Genomic DNA, 17225 nt, shown 5'->3' with positions numbered 1-17225 from the left:
GCACCGCCGTGTCAACGGCCGTACCGCCTTCGTCGTCCTCCGCCGCGTCCACCGTCTCGTCCTCGGAGGCGTCCGCCGCCGCCTCTGCCCCACCCGCCGACCTGTTGCCCGGCCCCGTCCGGGTCGACCGGGTCGACCGGGCACCCGCCGTCCCGCGGCGCGCCCCCGTCGCCGGGAGCGGACCGCACCGCCGGCGCACCGCCTTCCGCCCCGACATCGAAGGGCTGCGCGGCGTCGCCGTGCTCTCCGTCCTCGCCTTCCACTCCGCCGCCCCCGGCCTGACCGGCGGCTTCGTCGGCGTCGACGTCTTCTTCGTCATCTCCGGCTTCCTGATCACCGGCCTGCTCGTCGGCCGCCCGCTCGGCCTGTGGGACTTCGCCGCCCGCCGCGCCCGGCGCATCCTGCCCGCCGCCGCCACCGTGCTGGTCGCCACCGCCGTCGCCGGCGGCGCCCTGCTCGACCCGCTGCGCGGCACCGACCTCGCCCGCGACCTGATCGCCTCCGCCGGCCAGTTCGCCAACTGGCGCTTCGTCGGCCTGCAGACCGACTACCTGGCCGCCGAACGCGACCCCAGCCCGCTGCAGCACTTCTGGTCGCTGGGCGTGGAGAACCAGTTCTACCTGCTCTGGGGCGTCCTGCTGCTCGGCCTCGCCCGCCACCTGCACGGGCGCCGCCGCACCGTGGCGACCACCCTCGCCACGGTGGCCGTCGGCGCCGTCTCGCTGGCGCTCTGCCTGCGCTGGACGGACAGCTCCGCGCCGCTCGCCTACTTCTCCACCGGCAGCCGGCTCTGGGAGTTCGCGGCCGGAGCCTGCGCGGCGCTGGCGGGCCCGGCGCTGGCCGCCCGCACCGAGCGGCGTCCGGTGCGATGGTCGACGCGGTGGTCGCTGCGGACGTTCGGGTGGCTGGGCCTCGCGGCCGTGCTCGCGCCGGTGGTCCTGTACGACCGCGACACCCCGTTCCCCGGCACCGCCGCGCTGCTGCCCGTCCTCGGCACCGCCGCCGTCCTGCTCGCGGGGCACGGCGCCCCCGGCACCCTCCGTACGGCCGACGTCGGACGGCTGCTCGCCACCCGCCCGCTGCGGGCCGCCGGACGCCTCTCCTACGCCTGGTACCTGTGGCGCTGGCCGGTACTGACCATCGCCCAGGCCCGGTACGGCGCGCTGCCCTGGACCACCCTGCTCGCCCTCACCGCCGCCGCCGCGCTGCCCGCCTGGCTCACCCTTCGCCTGGTCGAGCAGCCGCTGCGGTACGGCAGCAGCCCGGCACCCCGGCGCGGGCTCGCGGTCGGCGCCAGCGCCCTGGTCATCCCGCTGATCGCCGCGCTCACCCTCGGCGGCGGCACCGTGCGCGCGCTCGGCGACCCCTCCTCCGGGCCCGTGACGGCCCCCGCCGGAGCCACCGACGGCCCGCTGCTGCTCGCCCCCGGCACCAGGGTGCTCGCCCTGACACCCCCACTGGCCCGGGCCCGGGAGGACTTCCCGCCCGGCAAGGGCTGCGAGATCCCGCTCAACGCCGACAGCAGCCCGCGCTGCCTCTTCGGCGCCGAGGACAGCCCCGACCGGATCGTGCTGCTCGGCGACTCCCACGCCGGGCAGTGGATCTCCGCCGGCCTCGCCCTGGCCGAGCAGCGGCACTGGGCCCTGGAGGTCCTGGTCAAGCCCGGCTGCCCGCTGGCCACCCTCACCGTGCGCAACAACGTGCTCGGCCGCACCTTCGAGGAGTGCGACCGCTGGCGCGAGAACACCCTCACCCGACTGGCCTCCGGACCCAGGCCACGCCTCGTCCTGATGGCCGGCCTCAACCGCTACGGCACCCAGGCCGAGCGCACCGAGGGCTGGACCCGCACCCTGGACCGGCTCACCGCGCTCGGCGCCCCGCTCGCCTACCTCGGCGACACCCCGATGCCCGGCAAGGACGTCCCCACCTGCCTGGCCGCCTCCGACGGGCGCTCGGACGCCTGCTTCTTCCCGCGCGACACCGCCTTCGAGCCCGACCCGGTGCTGGACGGCGGCCTCGCGGACCGGTACGGGGTGCGGACCCTCGACCTCGGCCCGCTGCTCTGCCCCGGCACCGGGCCCTCCTGCCCGGCCGTGCTGGAGGGCGTGGTGCTGTACCGGGACACCGGGCACATCACCGACACCCTGGCGCGGGTGCTGGCACCCCGGCTGGACAGGGGGCTGCTCGGGGCGGCTGGGACCCCGGTCGCTCCGACCGGCCCGGCCGGTCTGACCGCTCCGATCGCTCCGACCGGTCCGATCGCTCCGACCGGTCAGGCCGCTCCGGCCGGCCCGACCGGTCAGGCCGCGTCCGTGGCCCCGGGGCCGCCGTCGGCCCAGCCGTGGACTCAGCCGTAGATGTTGCGGCAGAGCCGGGCCGAGTCCGACCCGACCGGCCAGTGGCCCGCCCGCTCGGCCTGATCGCAGATGGTGCCCCGGCCGCCGCCCGAACCCGCCCCGGCACTCGCCGGGGCGGCAGTGCCCGACGGGCCACGGGCCGGAGCCGACGCGTGCGGACTGTGCCCCGGCCGGGGATGCGCGCTCGCCGAGGCGTGCTGGGCGTCGGGCGTCGCGGCGGCCCCCACACCGGCCCCCGCACCGGCCGCGGGCGCGGCCACGCTCGGCCCGTCCACCGGCACCGCCGTCCCCGGGGTGGGCGGCGGCGGCAGCGGGGACGGCGCCGGCGTGGCCGGGGAGGGGGAGGCCGGCAGCAACTGCGCCGTCGGGTCCGCGGCGGAGGGCGAGGCCTCCGGCAGCGCAGCCGCGCCGGTCTCGTCGCCCGGCCCCGGCCCGCACATCACCAGGACGGAGGCCAGCACGGCTCCCGTCCCGACCATCGCGGCCGTCCAGGCCTTGCGCGACAGACGCCTCGGCGGCTCGGGAGTGGACCACGGCGGTAGCGGATTCGTCGGGACCGGTGGCGGCTGCCAAGCGTTCTGCGGCCACTGCCACTGCCCTCCGGTGGGCTGCCCAGTCATGTGCTCGTCCTTCCAGCGGCCCCCCTCGAACGTTTCCGTGCTCAACGAGCGCACCGACGCCGGGATATGACCCGGAAGAGGGGTTTGGACGGGCGTTGATTGTCAGCGCGCCACATGCTGGGGGCATGGAGACCAACAGCACGTCCAAACCGCTGGTCGAGGTGGCCGAGCTCCGGGCCGACAACCGCTACCGCCTCGTCCGCTTCGAGGGCCACGGCTGGGAACCGCTCGAACGGGAAGAGTTCGAGCCGCGCGTCCACCAGCTCTTCCCCGACCTCGACCCACGCGACCCCCAGCGGGTCCACTGGGTCGACCACCCCTGGGAATGGCCCCGCTGGCACCCCGGCGAGGCCTGAACTCCGAGCGGGGGTTGCCGACCCCGCTACGCTGAGCGGGTGAGTGTGGATCACTTCTGGTGTCGCTTGCCGGGTCAGGCCGTGGACGCCTGCTCGCCGGAGGAACTCGGCGAACTCGTGCCCCGCGACCGCGACGTCCGCTACGACCGGCTGGCCGCCGCGGGCCTCGCCCTCGGCGTGCGGCGCACCGCCGTCCTGATGGAACTCGCGCTCACCGAGAACGGTCTGCACCCCGACCCGGCCGCCCGGCTGCCCGTCTACGGCGGCCGATGTCACCGGCCGAACGGGGCACTGCCCGGCGGGGCACCGCGGGGCGGCGCCATGCCGGTGCTGCGCCCCGAACAGGTCGCGACGGCCGCCGCCTTCCTGCGCGGCTCGGCGCTCGGCGAACTCGTCCGCCAGCAGGACAGCGTGCTCGCCCGTACGGTCGCCCACCTCGGCTACCCGACGCCCTGGTCCGAGGCCTGGGCGGCGCTCGTCGTCCACGACCTGCGCGAGCTGCGGGACTTCTTCGCCGGAGCGGCCGCCGCCGGCGACGCGGTGGCCGTCCGGGAGGCGCAGTGAACGGGCCGGAGCGGGTGGACCAGCCGGCCGGGACGCGAGGATACGGCGAGGCGGCGGAGCAACTCGCCGTCCAGTACGAGGACGTGACCTTCGCCGAGGTGCACCGCGACCTGCACCACCTGTACCCGGCGCCACCCCGCTCCGTCCTCGACATCGGCGCCGGCACCGGCCGGGACGCCGCCGCCCTCGCCGCCCTGGGCCACCGGGTGGTCGCTGCCGAGCCCACCCCCGAACTCCGTGCCGTCGGCGAGCGGTTGCACGCCGGCTCGGGTGTCCGCTGGGTCGCCGACGCGCTGCCCGAACTGCCGCTGCTCGTCGCCGAGGGCCGGCGCTACGACCTCGTCCTGCTCACCGCCGTCTGGATGCACCTCGCCCCCGCCGAGCGTCCGCCCGCGATGGCCGCCCTCAGCCGCCTCCTCGCCCCCGCCGGCCGTCTCGCCCTCACCCTGCGCCACGGCCCCGTCCCGCCCGGCCGCCGGATGTTCGACCTCCCGCCCGAGCCCACCGTCGCCCTCGCCGCCGACCACGGCCTGCGCCTCCTCCACCGCGCTGCTCGCCCCGACCTGCACGGCCGGGACGGGGTCCACTGGACGGCGCTGCTCTTCGAGCGGGAGGGGTAGCCGCTCAGCCGCGGCGCGGGCGGACGGTCTCGATCGACAGTGGCGGGCAGACGACCTCCTCCTGCTCCTCCTCGGTGAGACCGGCCAACTCCTCGGGCGGCCTGGCCCGGCCCCGTCCCGTACGGCCGGCAGGTACGCCCTGGCCTGCCGGGAGGTTCCTCTATGCCCTTCGTCAAGGTTGCGTGGGTCAGACGGGCACGGGGCCCCGAGACCAGGAGCCCCGTTTCAGGGCCACGAAGAAGGCAACGGGGCTGCGCCGGGGCGGTAGGCCACCCGGGCGGATCGCCCTCACCCCGATCGCTGTCCTGGTCCCGATCTGGCGAAGCGCTGGGCTGTCGAGCGCTTGTCCGGGACGGATCACGGTGCGCTGACCGCCACTCAGAACCGCGCGCCGCTTTCCAAGGGGCCGTGGTCCACCAGGCCACAGATCTTTGATCGGTATGCGAAACGTGCCGCAATTCCACCTGGCTGGCCCCATGGCGTCACACCTTGGACACGTCCGAAATGCCAGCCATGAGAGCTCTCATTACGTTCATCGCAGATCGGGCGCCTGGTCGGCGTCCGCGCGACAGAGAGAAGTGACATGTTCACGCGCACACTGACTTTGACCGCTGCCGGAATAGGCACGACGGTCCTTGCAGCCACCGGCATCACCTACGCCTCGTCCCCCGCATCCAACCCAGCGCCCCCGCCCGTCCAGCCGGCGGCCCAGCCTGCGGCCCCGCCTGTCCAACAAGCCGCCCCGGCCGCGGCCGCCCCTGGCGGCGGTAACGCAGGTGGAGAGAAGGCGGTTGCCCCTGGCGGCGGTAGCGCAGGCGGAGAGAAGGCGGTCGCCTCTGGTGGCGGCAACGCAGGCGGAGAGAAGAACGACAACCGCGGACACGAGGGCGGCGAAAACGGCGGACGCGGCCACGAAGGTGGCGAACGCGGCCACGAGGGCGGCGGCCACGAGGGCGGCGGCCACGAGGGCGGCGAACGCGGCCACGAAGGTGGCGGACACGGCCACGAGGGTGGCGGCCACGAGGGCGGCGGACGCGGCCACGAAGGTGGCGGACACGGCCACGAGGGTGGCGGCCACGAGGGCGGCGGACGCGGCCATGAGGGTGGCGGACGCGGCCACGAGGGTGGCGGACGCGGCCACCGCCACGAGGAGGGAAGGATCTTCTTCAACGAACGAACGTTCTCCGCCCACACCGAGGGCTGCATCACCACGGCCAGCGGCCTGGGTGCCACCAGTTTCAACGTTTTCAACGACAGCTGGAAGACCATCGAGGTCTTCCGCGGCTTCAACTGCGACCACGGTGGTCCGGTCGCCATCGTGGGCCCCCACAGCTCCACCAACGGCGTGGCGGCCCGCCACTTCGACGAGGACGAGTCCCATTTCGGTGGCGCCTTCGATTGCGAGGGCGTCGTGGGCAGCTTCCGGGTGATCGGCCACCGCGGCGAGTGGTGACGGCACCGTCCGGAGCACGGGAGCGATCCCGGCCCGCCGGAAGCGGGCGCGACACGGCTTCGAGGCCGCCGCCCACGTGCATCAGCACCTGCTGTCGGCGTACAGGTGAAAGTGGCTCTGGCAAGGTTTTCGTAGGCAGAGATCATCCCGGAGCGGCGGTCTGCTGGTTCGCCAGTGGGCAACCTCTGACCGTGTCATGTTGAACTGACAGCGCTGTTACCGCGCCTGGCCGATGTGCTGGTTGTCCCGGTCGAGGTCTTCGGTACTGTCGTAGCGATCCGCGCCCGCACCCGGTCCGGTGGTCCGGCGGCGTGTACGGGCTGTGGAGCGTTGAGCGAGTGGGGCCAGCGCCGCTACGTGCGGCTGCTGGCCGACGCCACGGTCGGCGGTCGGCCGGTTCAGGTCGACCTGACTGTACGACGTCTGTACTGCGAACACCTGGCCTGTCCGAAGTGACCTTCGCCGACCGGGTACCTGGACTGACGGTGCGGTACCAGCGACGGACCCCGCTGCTGCAGCACCTGGTCGAGGCGGTCGGCGTCGTGTTGGCGGTCGGCGTCGTGTCGGCGGGCCGGGGCGGGGCCCGGATGCTGCGCATCCTCGACATCGTGCTCTCGCGGTGCGCCTGCGCTTGCACCCCGCAGTCTCAGCCGCGGGACCTGCTTCCGCAGGTGGCTCATCGCGGCCACGATCCCGGCGGAGGGAATCAGTGCGCGAACCCTGCCGCGCACCACCACCGGCCGCCGCCCCGCCCTCGACGGCATCGGCGTGCTCGCGGTCTCCGGCTCGCTCGCCCTGGCCCTCGTCCCGCTCGTCCTCGGCCGGGAGGCCGGCCGGCCGCTCTGGGCCTGGGCGATGCTCGCCGCCGCCGTCCCCGCCTTCCTCGCCGCCCTGCGCTGGGAGGGCCGGCTCGCCGCCCGAGGCGGACAGCCGCTGCTCGACCCGGAACTGCTCCGCGGTCGGGTCTTCCGCACCGGGCCGGCCGTCAACGCCGCCTTCATGGCCTTCTTCGCCGGCTTCGTCTTCGTCATCAGCCTCACCGTGCAGACCGGCTTCGGCTACAGCCCGCTGCACTCCGGCCTGGTCTTCACCCTCACGGCTCTCCTCGCCGTACCGCCAGTGGATCGTCGGTGACTGGTGCCGCCGGTCAGGGCCTCGAAGTCCCGGCCGGTCGGGGCATGAAACTGCTGCGGCTGAGTGACAAGGGTGCGGCTTCCCGAGAATGTTCACGGTGTGACGAGCCGAGCCCTCTTAACTTCTTCTGACACTCGACTGTATTGCCCGGCCGGCGGTTGCCCGCGTCCGTCACCGCTGGAGGTCATCTGATGATTCTTCGACCCTGGGTTGCAGCGTCCCTGGCCGGTGTGGCCATCGCTCTTGCTCCTGCGTCTGCAGGCGTCGCCGCGCAGGCGTCCACACTGCACGCGTCCGACTCCTCATGGCCCTGGGAAGAGGACGGGGAAGGGGCAGGAGAAGGGAATGGGGAGGGGCACCGTCATCACTACAGTCCCTGGCGCCACTGCTTCAGCGCCCGCCGGGTCGTGCTCATCGACCCAACCCTCAGGGCGATTCTGACCAATAGCCGGCGTGGGCCGGAGGCTCTCGTTCTCCAGGGGAGTTCGTCGTCTTCGCCCTCGTCGCCGGAGGCACCGTGGGACAATTTTTCCGTTTCAACGTATTTGAACGTGAATTATCCCGCCCAGACCAGCGGCCAGTATGAGTTTCAGATCCGTGGCTTCTTCAGGGAACACCCCGTCTTCGTGGTGAAGACCTTCGACCGCCACGAGCAGGTCTTCCCCTTCGCAGCCGCCCGCTGCGTCGACGACTTCTACGACGACGACCACGGTCACCACGACGACGGTGACCGCGATGACCACGCCCGTCCGCACGATGGTGTGGCTGCCGAGGGGGGTGGCCCGTCCGGCGCCCCGTCGCCCCAGGGAGGGGACCAGGGGACCAACGGCCAGCCCGCGCCGGATGCTCCCGCCCCCGGCGGCACCAGCCTGGCTCCTCCGCCCGATGGCGCGGCCGGCGGTGGGCGCGTTGGCCGCCTGGGCGCGAAGCGCATCGGGATCGCGGCCGGCGGCTTGCTGGTGGTTCTGGGAGCGCTGACTGCGGCCTGGCTCAACCGCCGCCGCCGACAGCGTGCCACTCGGCCGGAACAGGGACCGGCAGCACCTTCGGCCCCTGACGGCACATCGGATCAGGAGCCCGATGTGCCGCCGACCCGGCCGTAGCGACACCGAACGGCCGCCCTCCCGGCGGAACCGGTCAGGAGGGATTGCTGTTTGCGGAGGGCTCCGACGTGGCCGAGGAACTCGGGCGGGGGTCGTGGGGGCAGATCACGTTGGGGTTCTTGATTCCGAAGCTCAGTCCCCACTCCCGGTCACAGCCGCCCCAGTATTTTCCCACCCAAACGCAGTAGGGGCCGCCGTAGCTCTGACAGGGGCGCACTGATTCCTGTGGGCCCGGATTCGTGGAGAGTGGCCAGGACGATTCGGCCCTGCTCAGCGACGTGCCGGAGGTTCCCACCATGCGGACCCGCGTGGCATCGGAACCGTGGGACGTCCGGTTCATGAGGAAGAGGGGCAGGCCGAAGGCCGAGACGGAAGCCGCCACCGATGCGGTAGCGAGAGCGCAGCGGGTCAGGCGCATGACTGTTCCTCCTGGCTTCGTGGTCTGTGGCAGGTGCGGACGAACTCTGCGCACGAGTGCCGCCGCCGTGAGCGCCGGAGTTGAACGTATGGTCTGGAAAACTCCCCGGCAGCCAGCGAACCGCCAATCAGGCGGCCTTGCCCCGGTTCTTCACTCGAAGGGTCTCCTCCCCGCCCGGAGATCGACCGGGACGGCTCGGCCGCACCCGACGAGCCGAAAGCGTTTCGACCGGAAGAACCGGGTCAGGGCGCTGAGTCGCGGGTCAACGGAGGTGAGAACGCCTCCGGGGGGGGGCGGGGGGGCTCGGCCGGGGCGCTTCCCGGCGCAGATGGGCCATCGCGGCGACGGCCCCGTCCTGCGCCGCCAAGGGGTCGGGCGGCCGGATCCCCTTGACCTGCCGGAGGTAGAACGTGGTGGTGGGAGCCTGGTGGACGCGCCCGTCCTGCCGGTCCACCCGACAGGACTCGCCGCCCATGAGCGCGTCCCGCCGACCACGGGTCCGGGCGCCCTCGGCGCTGTTCGCGGAGACGATCCACCCGAGGGCGTGCTCCTCGCCCCTGCGGGCCACCAACGCGCGCCCTCCTGCGGGGTGTTGGGCCAGCGCTGACTCGACGGGTTCGACGGCTGGCGCTTCGGCGATGCCCATGCCGTGGCAAGGGGATTTCGGGTGGTGCGCAGAGGAGGCCCCGATTGTCCGTGATTCGGGTGACGCCGAAGGAGGGCGACACCGGCCGGGGGTCGTCGGCACGATGGTCGGACCGACGGGGGGAGCCCGCGGTCGGAGAACGCCGGGGATGGCCTCCGTTCGCTGCCCGTCAGGTGCTTGCCCGGCCCCGCCTGTGCGGGGCCGGGCCTCAGCCGTGTCATCGCCGCCCAGCATGTTCCTGTTCGACGGGCCCGGCGGGTGCCGCCGATCGGCCCTCCACCCTTTGTCAGCGCCGGAGTTGGGGCGGGTAGCCGGTCCAGTGCAGCTCCTCCGGGAGGTGGCCCTGGTCGTTGAGGAGCAGCACGGCGGGCGGTCGACCGGGCGTGTAGCGCAGGACGGTCAGTGCCGCGTTGGCGGCGTTGACGCCGAGCCAGCGCCAGGCCGGGGCGTCCAGGGCGTGCCGGACCAGCCAGCCGACCAGGAAGGCGTGGGTGACGACCAGTTGGTGGCTCGCCTCGCCGCCCGGCACCGGCCCGGTGAACCGCTCGACGGCCCGCCGGGCCAGCAGGGCACCCTCCTTCCGTTCCTCCGCCGTGGTGGCCGAGAGACGGTCCAGCACGAACTCGGCGCTGTCCTCGGGGAGTTCCTCCCGCTCGGGAACGTACGGCACGAAGTCGCCGGCCTCCTCGCACTGCCGCGGCCGCACGGCGGTCAGCTGTTCCGCGACCAGCCGCGCGGTCTCCGCCGCCCGGGGCAGCGGGCCGTGGTGCAGCACCGAGATCGGGCGGCCGGCCAGCCGTCGGCCCAGCAGGGCGGCCTGCCGTCGCCCGGCGGCGGTGAGGCCGCTGCCGTCGCCTTCGGAGGCGGCCTCACCGTGGCGGGCCAGGTAGAGGTAGCGGGTGGCAAGGTCGGTCATGTTGGGGGACTCCTCGTGGTGGACGAAGATCGACTTTCCCCGGGGCGACGCGCGGCGGGCGGCGCCCGGTTCCGCCCCAGCCCGTGAGCCCGTGAGCCCGTGAGCCCGTGAGCCTGTCAGCCTGTCAGCCCGTCAGCCCGAGCCCGTAAGCCCTCAGCCCGCGTGGGCCTCGTCCAGCAGCGCCAGCTCCTGCGCCGACAGCCGCAGCGCCCCGGCGGCGATGTTGTCCTCCAGGTGCGCCACGTCCCCGGTGCCCGGGATGGCCAGCACGTGCGGGCCGCGGTGCAGCGTCCAGGCCAGCCGTACCTGTGCGGTGCTCACCCCGCGGGCCTCGGCCACCGCCAGGACCTGGGCGGGCTCGCTCCCGCCGGCGCCGTCCTGCCGTCCGGCTCCGGCGATCGCGTAGAAGGGGACGAAGGCGATGCCCTGCTCCCCGCAGATCCGCAGCAGTTCGTCCTGCTCCGGAGTGGCGCCGATGCCGTACGGGTTCTGCACGCAGACCACCGGCGCGATGGTCTGTGCCTCGGCGAGCTGGTGCGGGTGGACGTTGGAGAGGCCGAGTTGCCGGATCAGCCCGGCCTGGCGCAACTCGGCCAGCGCGCCGAAGCGTTCGGCGACCGAGTCGGTGCCGAGGATCCGCAGGTTCACCAGGTCGAGGTGGTCGCGGCCGAGCTGGCGCAGGTTCTGCTCGACCTGGGCGCGCAGCCGCTCGGGGGTGCGGGCGTGCTCGACCCACTCGCCGTCGAGGCCGCGGCCGGGGCCGACCTTGGTGGCGATCACCAGGTCGTCGGAGTACGGCGCGAGCGCCCGGTTGATCAGCTCGTTGGCGGAGCGCAGCGGGGAGAAGTAGAAGGCGGCGGTGTCGATGTGGTCGACGCCCAGCTCGACGGCGCGGCGCAGCACCCGCAGTGCCTGCTCGCGGTCGCGCGGGACGGCGTGCGGGACGAGCGCCGGGCCGGTCTGCGGCAGGCGCATCGCGCCGAAGCCGATCCGGTGGACGGTGCGGTCGCCGAGCTTCCAGGTGCCGGAGGCGGCGGCGGTGACAGGGGCAGTACCGGCGGTGGCGGTGGCGGGGGTGTGCACGACGGCGTTCGAAGTCATGCCCATGATGATCTCCACTGCACTAGCCTGACCGCCAACGATTCGAACATGTGTAAATCCACGGGGGTGGGGCGGTGGCGGCCGAGCTGCTGTTCACGGTGGGCGACCTGGCGCGGATGCGCTTCGCGGTCTCGCCGATGTGGGAGGTCGGGCCGAGCCTGCGGCTGCTGCGCTCGGGGCTCGCCCACCCCGTCCACCGGCCCTGGACGGAGCAGGTGCGACCCCGGCTGGCGGCGCTCGGCCCGGCGTACGCCCTGCTCGCCGAGCTCGTCCGGCCCGCCGGGTACGTGCCGGACTTCCTCAACCCGGCCCCCGCCGGGCCCGCCCCCACGCTGGCAGACGAACTGGCCGCGATCCGGGCCACCCCGGCCGAGCAGGTCCGCCGCGACCTCGACCGGCTCGGGGCCGGCGACGGCGGGCTCGGCCCCCGGCTGCGGGCGCTGCACGCCGACCCGGAGGCCGGACTGGCGCGGCTGACCGGCGCGGTCGAGACGTACTGGGAGCTGGCGCTGGCGCCGTACTGGGCGAGGATCCGGGCCGTCCTGGACGCCGATGTGCTGCACCGGGCCCGGCAGGCCGCCGAGCACGGCACCGCGCGGGTGCTGAACGACCTGCACGCGGAGCTGCGCTGGACGGAGGACACCCTCCGGCTGCGCCACCGGTCCCGGCCGCTGCCCGGGCGCAGGCCCGGATCGGGCCTGCTGCTGATCCCGTCGGCCTTCACCGGCCCGCGCCCGTACACCCGCCTCGCCGCGGAGGACCCTCCTCAACTCGCCTATCCGGCGCGGGGGATCGGCGGACTGTGGGAGACGGCGCCGGTCCCGGTCGCCGGGGCGCTCGCCGCGGTGCTCGGCCGCTCCCGGGCCCTGCTGCTCTCGGAGCTCGGCGCCCCGGCGTCGACCACCGAACTCGCCCGGCGCACCGGGCTCTCGCCCTCGGCCGTCTCGCAGTACCTGACAGCCCTGCGGGAGGCCCGGCTGGTCAGCGCCCACCGGGCGGGGAGGTGGGTGCTCTATGCCCGGACGGCCTCGGCGGAGGCGCTGCTGGCGCCGCCGGCACCGCTGGGGGAGGGGTGATCGGGGTGCTCCTCCCGCCCGGTCGGAACGCGGTCTGGTCGGCGTCGGCGCGGCCGGTTAGGCTGCCCGGCGTGGTGGAGGAGAACGCGGCGCGGGCCGCCCGGCCGGCGGACGACCGGGTCGTGGCGGAGTGGGTCCGCGAGCGTTTCGGTGTGGTGCCGGAGTCGCGGGGCTCGCTGACCGCCTTCGACGGGCGCCTCGTCGTCGACCTGGACACCCGCCTCGTCACCGTGGACGGCCGCGAGGCGCGGCTGAACCGCTCCGACGTCAAACTGCTGTGCGGCCTGATCGAGTTGGGCGAGGGCGTGCACGAGCCGGAGGCGATCATGTGGAAGGTCTACGGCACGCCGTTCCACACCCACGAGCTGAGGTACCTGACGGCGGTGCTGAGGGTGAAGCTCGGCGAGCCCTCCTGGATCGTGCGGACCGAGGAGGGCTACGGCCTGCTGCGCCCGGAACGGCAATAGCCCGCTCGCAGCGCCGGGCCGCCCGGAGCCGCATACTGACGGCATGACGGGTGGAGACGGCGGCCGGGGCCCGGGGCGACGCGGGATCCTGCGGGCGGGCGCGGCGGCGCTGGTGCTGGGCACCGCGGGGTGTTCGGGAGGCACCAGGCCGCAGCCGACGGCCACGAGCCCGACCACGAGCCCGACCACGAGTCCGGCCACGAGCCCGGCCGGGACTCCCACCGAACGGCCCACCGAGACGCCGACACCGGCACCCACACCCACCCCGCTGCCCCAGCCGCCCCTCTGGCAGCCCGGCCCCGGCGAGATCCAGCCCGACGTCAAGCGCCGCGCCGTCGAACTGGTCGCCGCGCTCGGCGCCTGGCCGCCCGGCGGGCAGGGCGTGGAGGCGGCCCGCGCCCGGGTGGCGGCGCTCGGCCTGCCGCCCGCGCTGGCCGACCGGGCGGGCCCGCTGGCCCCGGCGGCGACCGAGGCCAGCCTGGAGGTGATCGTCGCCCAGTACGGCGGGATCCTCGACGACTCGGCGAGCGTGCTGGTGGTCTGTCGTCAGTGGCGGCGCGGCCCGGACGGTTCGGTGGTCGAGGGCGGCACCACGGTGGACGTCCGGCTCGGCCGGGCCGAGCCGCGCTGGACCGTCACCGACCTGCGTCCGGGGGACGCCGGGCCGCCCGCCGCCGCGCCGCCGCCAGCGGTGGCCCGGGTGCTGGCCGAGCCCCGGATCGAGCTGCCGCCGGAGGCCGCCGCCGACCTGCGCAGCGGCACCGTCCACGACAGCGTGCTGGAGGCGATGCTGCGTTTGGCCGGCCCGTACACGCTCTCGGTGAGCGTGGTGCGGACCGGCCACCCGTTGGACGTCTTCGGGACGACCCGGCCCAGCGACCATCCGCTGGGCCGGGCCTTCGACGTCTGGCGGATCGACGGGCTGGCCGTGGTCGACCCGGGGACGTCCCGGCAGTTGATCGCGTCCTTCATGCGGGACGCGGCCGCTGCCGGCTCGTACAACGTGGGCGGTCCGGTGGCGCTCCAGGGCGCCGGGAACCAGTTCTTCACCGACGACACCCACCACGACCACTGCCACGTGGGGTTCGACCACTAAAACCCTGCAGCACGTCGAACGCACCGTCATTCGACGGCCGCGAGTGGGGGAGGTCGACGGGGGTGAGATCGGCGGCGCTGCCGTTCAGGTCGTCCAGGCAGGAGCCGGGCAGGCCGGGCACCGGGCCGGGCCGTTGCCGTTGCCGCTGCCGAAGCTGGTGGAGCCCCTCACGCGGGATCGCGGGGGAGTCGGGGTCGGGCGGGGTGGGGTTCGGCGGCTTCGGCCGGGCGGGCCCAGGCGGTGCGGCGGTGGGATTCGTGTTCCTGGGCGAGGCGCCGTAGGACGGCGAGGACCGGTTCGAGGAGCAGGACGACGATGGCGGCGTGTTCGGCGAGCTGGAGACGGTCCTTGATGTCCTCAAGCTGGTCGAGGTCGAGCCGGGCGGCGGTGGCGGCGACCTCGGCGTAGGGCAGGAGGTCTTCGGTGCGGTAGTTGACGCCGAGGCGGTCGAGGTCCATCAGGCTGGCGGCGAGGGCTCTGCGGTGCGGTGAGTCCTGGGAGACGTCCCAGTCCATGGCGTCGAGCAGCTCGTCGATCCGGTGTGCTTGCTCGTCGACGGCGTCCGTCTCGGCGGCGTCGACGGGGGTGGGTAGGGCGTAGTGGACGACTCCGAGGGTGGCGAGCGGGTCGAGGGGCTGGTCGAGTGCGGCGAGGACGTCGCGGGTGGCGGCGATGGACAGGCCGCCGCGGGCGGTGAGGGCGCGGATGAGCCGCAGGCGCTGGACGTGCTCGTCGCCGTAGAGCGTGAGGGTGGCGCCGAGGGGCCGACCCGGGGGCAGCAGGCCTTCACGTACGTAGTACTTGATGGTGGCGACCGGGGTCCCGGACTGTCGGCTCAGGTCGGAGATCTTCATGCGCACTCTCGCTCGGACTCGGTGTCTGTGATCAGTCTCGCAGGCCGGCGAATGGACTCCGCTTAGTGATAGTGACACTATCGGGCTAGATAGTGGAGCTATCAGTTAGGTGGACGGCCAGCTGAAACGCTGGAAATCCACGTCCTTTCGTCACTCGGAGCGCCACGACGGCGCGATATCGCAACCGGAGCACTGTTGATGTCTGAGCCACCCCGCGTCCTGAGCGTGAGCGCCCGCGGACTGCTGCGCAGGAAGAGTCTGTGGCTGTCGTCCGCGGTGATCCTCGGCCTCCTGTCGTTCGTCCTGTCGCTGCTCTACCTGGGCGCCAACAACGACCCGGCCGGTTCGGCGAAGGACATGCCGATCGCGCTGGTCAACGCTGACCGCGGCGTTCAGGTGGCCGGTCAGCGGATCGACCTCGGCGCGCAGATCGCCGCGCAGATCACCGGAGCCGACGACCTGAAGGGCAAGGTCTCCTGGAAAGAGGTCGACCGGGCCACCGCCGACGACCTGCTGGGCAAGGACAAGGTGTTCGGGGCGCTCGTCATCCCGGATGACTTCTCCGCCACGGTCGCCGCCCTCGCCGGGCCGGCCCAGCACGATCCGCACCCCCCGACCATCACGGTGCTGACCAATCCCGCGGCCGGCAGCTTCGGCTCCTCGATGGCGACCGAGATCAACCGCAAGGTCGTCCAGGCCACCTCCGCCCAGGTCGGCCACCAGCTCGCCGAACAGCTCGCGAAGCAGCAGGCCGCGCAGCAGACCGGGCGCCAGGCCGCCCCGGGCGCCGCGGCCCAGCTGATGATCACCGACCCCGTCAAGGCCGTGATCCAGGAGGGCCACCCGCTCGGCCGGCACAGCGGCCTCGGGCTGAGTGCGTTCTTCTACACCCTCGTCCTCGTCCTGGGCGGCATGCTCGGCGCGAACGTGATCCACACCCAGGTGGACGCGGCGCTCGGCTACGTCGCCAGTGAGAAGGGCCCGTTCCGCAGCACCGCGCCCGCCCAGCACATCAGCCGCACCCGTCACTTCGCGGTCGCCTCCGTGGTCATGGTCGCCCTCTCCGCGCTGACCTCCGCCCTCGCGATGGTCGCGGCCTTCGGCATCGTCGGCATCGACGCCTCCCACCTGCCGATGCTGTGGCTCTTCGGGACCTGCGCCACGGCGGCGATGGGCATCACGGCGCTGGCCCTGCTCGCCGCCTTCGGCACCCCGGGCCCGCTGGTGTCCATGCTGGTGCTGGTCGGCCTGGCGATCCCCTCCGCGGGCGGCACCATCCCGCTGCAGGCGCTCCCCGGCTTCTACCGGTTCCTGGCCGGCTTCGAGCCCTTCCGCCAGGTGGTCGACGGAGTCCGCTCCATCCTCTACTTCGGCGCACAGGCCGAAGCCGGACTCGGCCGCGCCTGGACCATGGTCGGCATCGGCTTCGCGATCTCGCTCGCCCTGGGGTTCGCCGTCACCCGCCTCTACGACCGCAAGGGCCTGCACCGCAGCCCGGCCCACGCGCCGCAGCCGGCCCCGGCAGCCGCCTGACCGGCACCGACGCCCGTCCGGTGCCGGCCTGCCTCAGGTCGGCACCGGGCCTGCCTCAGGACCGCGAGTCCGCCTGGGCGCGGTCACGGTGCCCGCCGACGAATCAGCGAAGTGAAAGAACGGTCATGATCCAGGACGAGCCCGCGCCCGCGCTTCCGCCGGCCTCACCGCTACGGCCGCTCGACCGCCTGTACCGCGTCATCGCGCTCTGGAAGGAACAGCTGACCCCCGTGCTCAAGCAGCACGGACTCACCCTCGCCACCTTCCATGTGCTCGCCGTCCTACGCCAGGCCGGACCTTCCCACCGCCTGACCACCGGACAACTGGCCGCCGGCGAGAAGGTCACCTGCTCCGGCATGACCGGCCGCGCGGACCAACTCGAACGCAAGGGCCTGATCGCCCGCGAACGCGACGAACACGACCGCCGCATCATCCACCTCAGGCTCACCGAACCCGGACTGCGCCTCGTCGACCAGGTCCTCACCCACCACCGCCTGATGGAACAACAGCTGATGACGGGACTCGACGGCGACGAACGTCAGGCCTTCGCTGAACTGCTCGTCAAACTGGAACACTTCCTCGAAAGAGGTGGGCAAGCTTGATCCCCCAGCGCCGGCCTCTGCGAACTCCTCGACGGTAACAGCGAGTTGTCGGGCCGGATGTGCTCGCGCTGCGCGCAGTGGGGCGTCCGGGCGCGACCGGAAGCCGGCCTGGGAATCCTCCTGCGGGCGCTCGGCGGCGTCGGGCCGCTGTACCGACTGCATCGCCGACCGGCTCCTCGCCCCGTCCTTCCCCTGCCTTGCGAAATCCACGACGGCAGGCCGACCGCCGCCTCGGGGGGGGGGGGGGGGGGGGGGGGGGGGGGGGGGTGTTCGGTCCGGCCCCCCCCCCCCCTCTCTTGCTGTGGTGTT

16 protein-coding genes are annotated in these 17225 nt (G+C 73.6%); 12 read left to right on the top strand and 4 right to left on the bottom strand.

Going from position 1 to position 17225, the window contains the following annotated elements:
* The first annotated feature begins 8 nt into the window (after window positions 1-8).
* A complete protein-coding gene (locus ACZ5OX_RS16320; RefSeq protein WP_465630432.1) occupies window positions 9-2357 on the top strand; it encodes an acyltransferase family protein in 2349 nt (782 codons plus the stop codon).
* Here the strand turns inward: ACZ5OX_RS16320 and ACZ5OX_RS16315 are convergent.
* On the bottom strand, window positions 2348-2977 hold the full coding sequence (locus ACZ5OX_RS16315; protein WP_465630431.1) for a hypothetical protein: 630 nt from the start codon (window positions 2975-2977) through the stop codon (window positions 2348-2350). The two genes, ACZ5OX_RS16320 and ACZ5OX_RS16315, sit on opposite strands and share 10 nt — an antisense overlap.
* Window positions 2978-3102: 125 nt before the next feature.
* On the opposite strand from ACZ5OX_RS16315, the gene ACZ5OX_RS16310 reads away from it, so the two are divergent.
* From ACZ5OX_RS16310 to ACZ5OX_RS16285, 6 genes are all read left to right on the top strand, one after another.
* Complete coding sequence (locus ACZ5OX_RS16310; protein ID WP_402413853.1) at window positions 3103-3333, top strand: hypothetical protein; 231 nt, start codon at window positions 3103-3105, stop codon at window positions 3331-3333.
* A gap of 39 nt (window positions 3334-3372) precedes the next feature.
* A complete protein-coding gene (locus ACZ5OX_RS16305; RefSeq protein ID WP_465630430.1) occupies window positions 3373-3897 on the top strand; it encodes a hypothetical protein in 525 nt (174 codons plus the stop codon).
* Window positions 3894-4517 carry a class I SAM-dependent methyltransferase gene (locus tag ACZ5OX_RS16300; RefSeq protein ID WP_465630429.1) on the top strand — a complete coding sequence of 208 codons (624 nt, stop codon included), beginning with the start codon at window positions 3894-3896 and terminating at the stop codon, window positions 4515-4517. Before ACZ5OX_RS16305 ends, ACZ5OX_RS16300 begins: the two co-directional genes overlap by 4 nt.
* Before the next feature lie 583 nt (window positions 4518-5100).
* Window positions 5101-5970 carry a hypothetical protein gene (locus ACZ5OX_RS16295; RefSeq protein WP_465630428.1) on the top strand — a complete coding sequence of 290 codons (870 nt, stop codon included), beginning with the start codon at window positions 5101-5103 and terminating at the stop codon, window positions 5968-5970.
* A 768-nt stretch (window positions 5971-6738) separates the two neighbouring features.
* Window positions 6739-7104, top strand: coding sequence for a hypothetical protein (locus tag ACZ5OX_RS16290; RefSeq protein ID WP_465630427.1), 366 nt, complete (start codon window positions 6739-6741; stop codon window positions 7102-7104).
* 551 nt (window positions 7105-7655) lie between these two features.
* A complete protein-coding gene (locus ACZ5OX_RS16285) occupies window positions 7656-8207 on the top strand; it encodes a hypothetical protein (protein ID WP_465630426.1) in 552 nt (183 codons plus the stop codon).
* A 1350-nt stretch (window positions 8208-9557) separates the two neighbouring features.
* Here ACZ5OX_RS16285 and ACZ5OX_RS16280 read toward each other — a convergent pair.
* Both ACZ5OX_RS16280 and ACZ5OX_RS16275 read right to left on the bottom strand, forming a co-directional pair.
* Window positions 9558-10187 carry a histidine phosphatase family protein gene (locus tag ACZ5OX_RS16280; RefSeq protein WP_465630425.1) on the bottom strand — a complete coding sequence of 210 codons (630 nt, stop codon included), beginning with the start codon at window positions 10185-10187 and terminating at the stop codon, window positions 9558-9560.
* A gap of 153 nt (window positions 10188-10340) precedes the next feature.
* Window positions 10341-11288 carry an oxidoreductase gene (locus ACZ5OX_RS16275; protein WP_465630424.1) on the bottom strand — a complete coding sequence of 316 codons (948 nt, stop codon included), beginning with the start codon at window positions 11286-11288 and terminating at the stop codon, window positions 10341-10343.
* 74 nt (window positions 11289-11362) lie between these two features.
* Between ACZ5OX_RS16275 and ACZ5OX_RS16270 the strand changes: the two genes are divergently transcribed.
* The 3 genes from ACZ5OX_RS16270 (at window position 11363) to ACZ5OX_RS16260 (ending at window position 13927) form a co-directional block, all read left to right on the top strand.
* Window positions 11363-12364, top strand: a complete 1002-nt coding sequence (locus ACZ5OX_RS16270; RefSeq protein WP_465630423.1) for an ArsR/SmtB family transcription factor — start codon at window positions 11363-11365, stop codon at window positions 12362-12364.
* Between the two features lie 71 nt (window positions 12365-12435).
* Entirely contained in the window at window positions 12436-12831 is a 396-nt protein-coding gene (locus ACZ5OX_RS16265; protein WP_465630422.1) for a hypothetical protein, read from the top strand.
* 43 nt (window positions 12832-12874) lie between these two features.
* Window positions 12875-13927 carry a hypothetical protein gene (locus tag ACZ5OX_RS16260; protein ID WP_465630421.1) on the top strand — a complete coding sequence of 351 codons (1053 nt, stop codon included), beginning with the start codon at window positions 12875-12877 and terminating at the stop codon, window positions 13925-13927.
* Between the two features lie 167 nt (window positions 13928-14094).
* Here the strand turns inward: ACZ5OX_RS16260 and ACZ5OX_RS16255 are convergent, their stop codons facing one another.
* Entirely contained in the window at window positions 14095-14781 is a 687-nt protein-coding gene (locus tag ACZ5OX_RS16255; RefSeq protein ID WP_392871562.1) for a MerR family transcriptional regulator, read from the bottom strand.
* Window positions 14782-14979: 198 nt separating this feature from the next.
* Here ACZ5OX_RS16255 and ACZ5OX_RS16250 point away from each other — a divergent pair, with 198 nt between their 5' ends.
* The gene (locus ACZ5OX_RS16250) at window positions 14980-16314 is read left to right on the top strand and encodes a YhgE/Pip domain-containing protein (RefSeq protein ID WP_465630420.1); all 1335 of its coding nucleotides are present in this window, start codon (window positions 14980-14982) and stop codon (window positions 16312-16314) included.
* Window positions 16315-16439: 125 nt separating this feature from the next.
* Entirely contained in the window at window positions 16440-16916 is a 477-nt protein-coding gene (locus tag ACZ5OX_RS16245) for a MarR family winged helix-turn-helix transcriptional regulator (protein WP_465630419.1), read from the top strand.
* Window positions 16917-17225: the final 309 nt, after the last annotated feature.

The sequence above is a fragment of the Kitasatospora sp. NPDC032121 genome, assembly GCF_055580145.1.
Note: the sequence above shows the minus strand (reverse complement) of the source record. Positions and strands in the feature narration are given on the sequence as shown.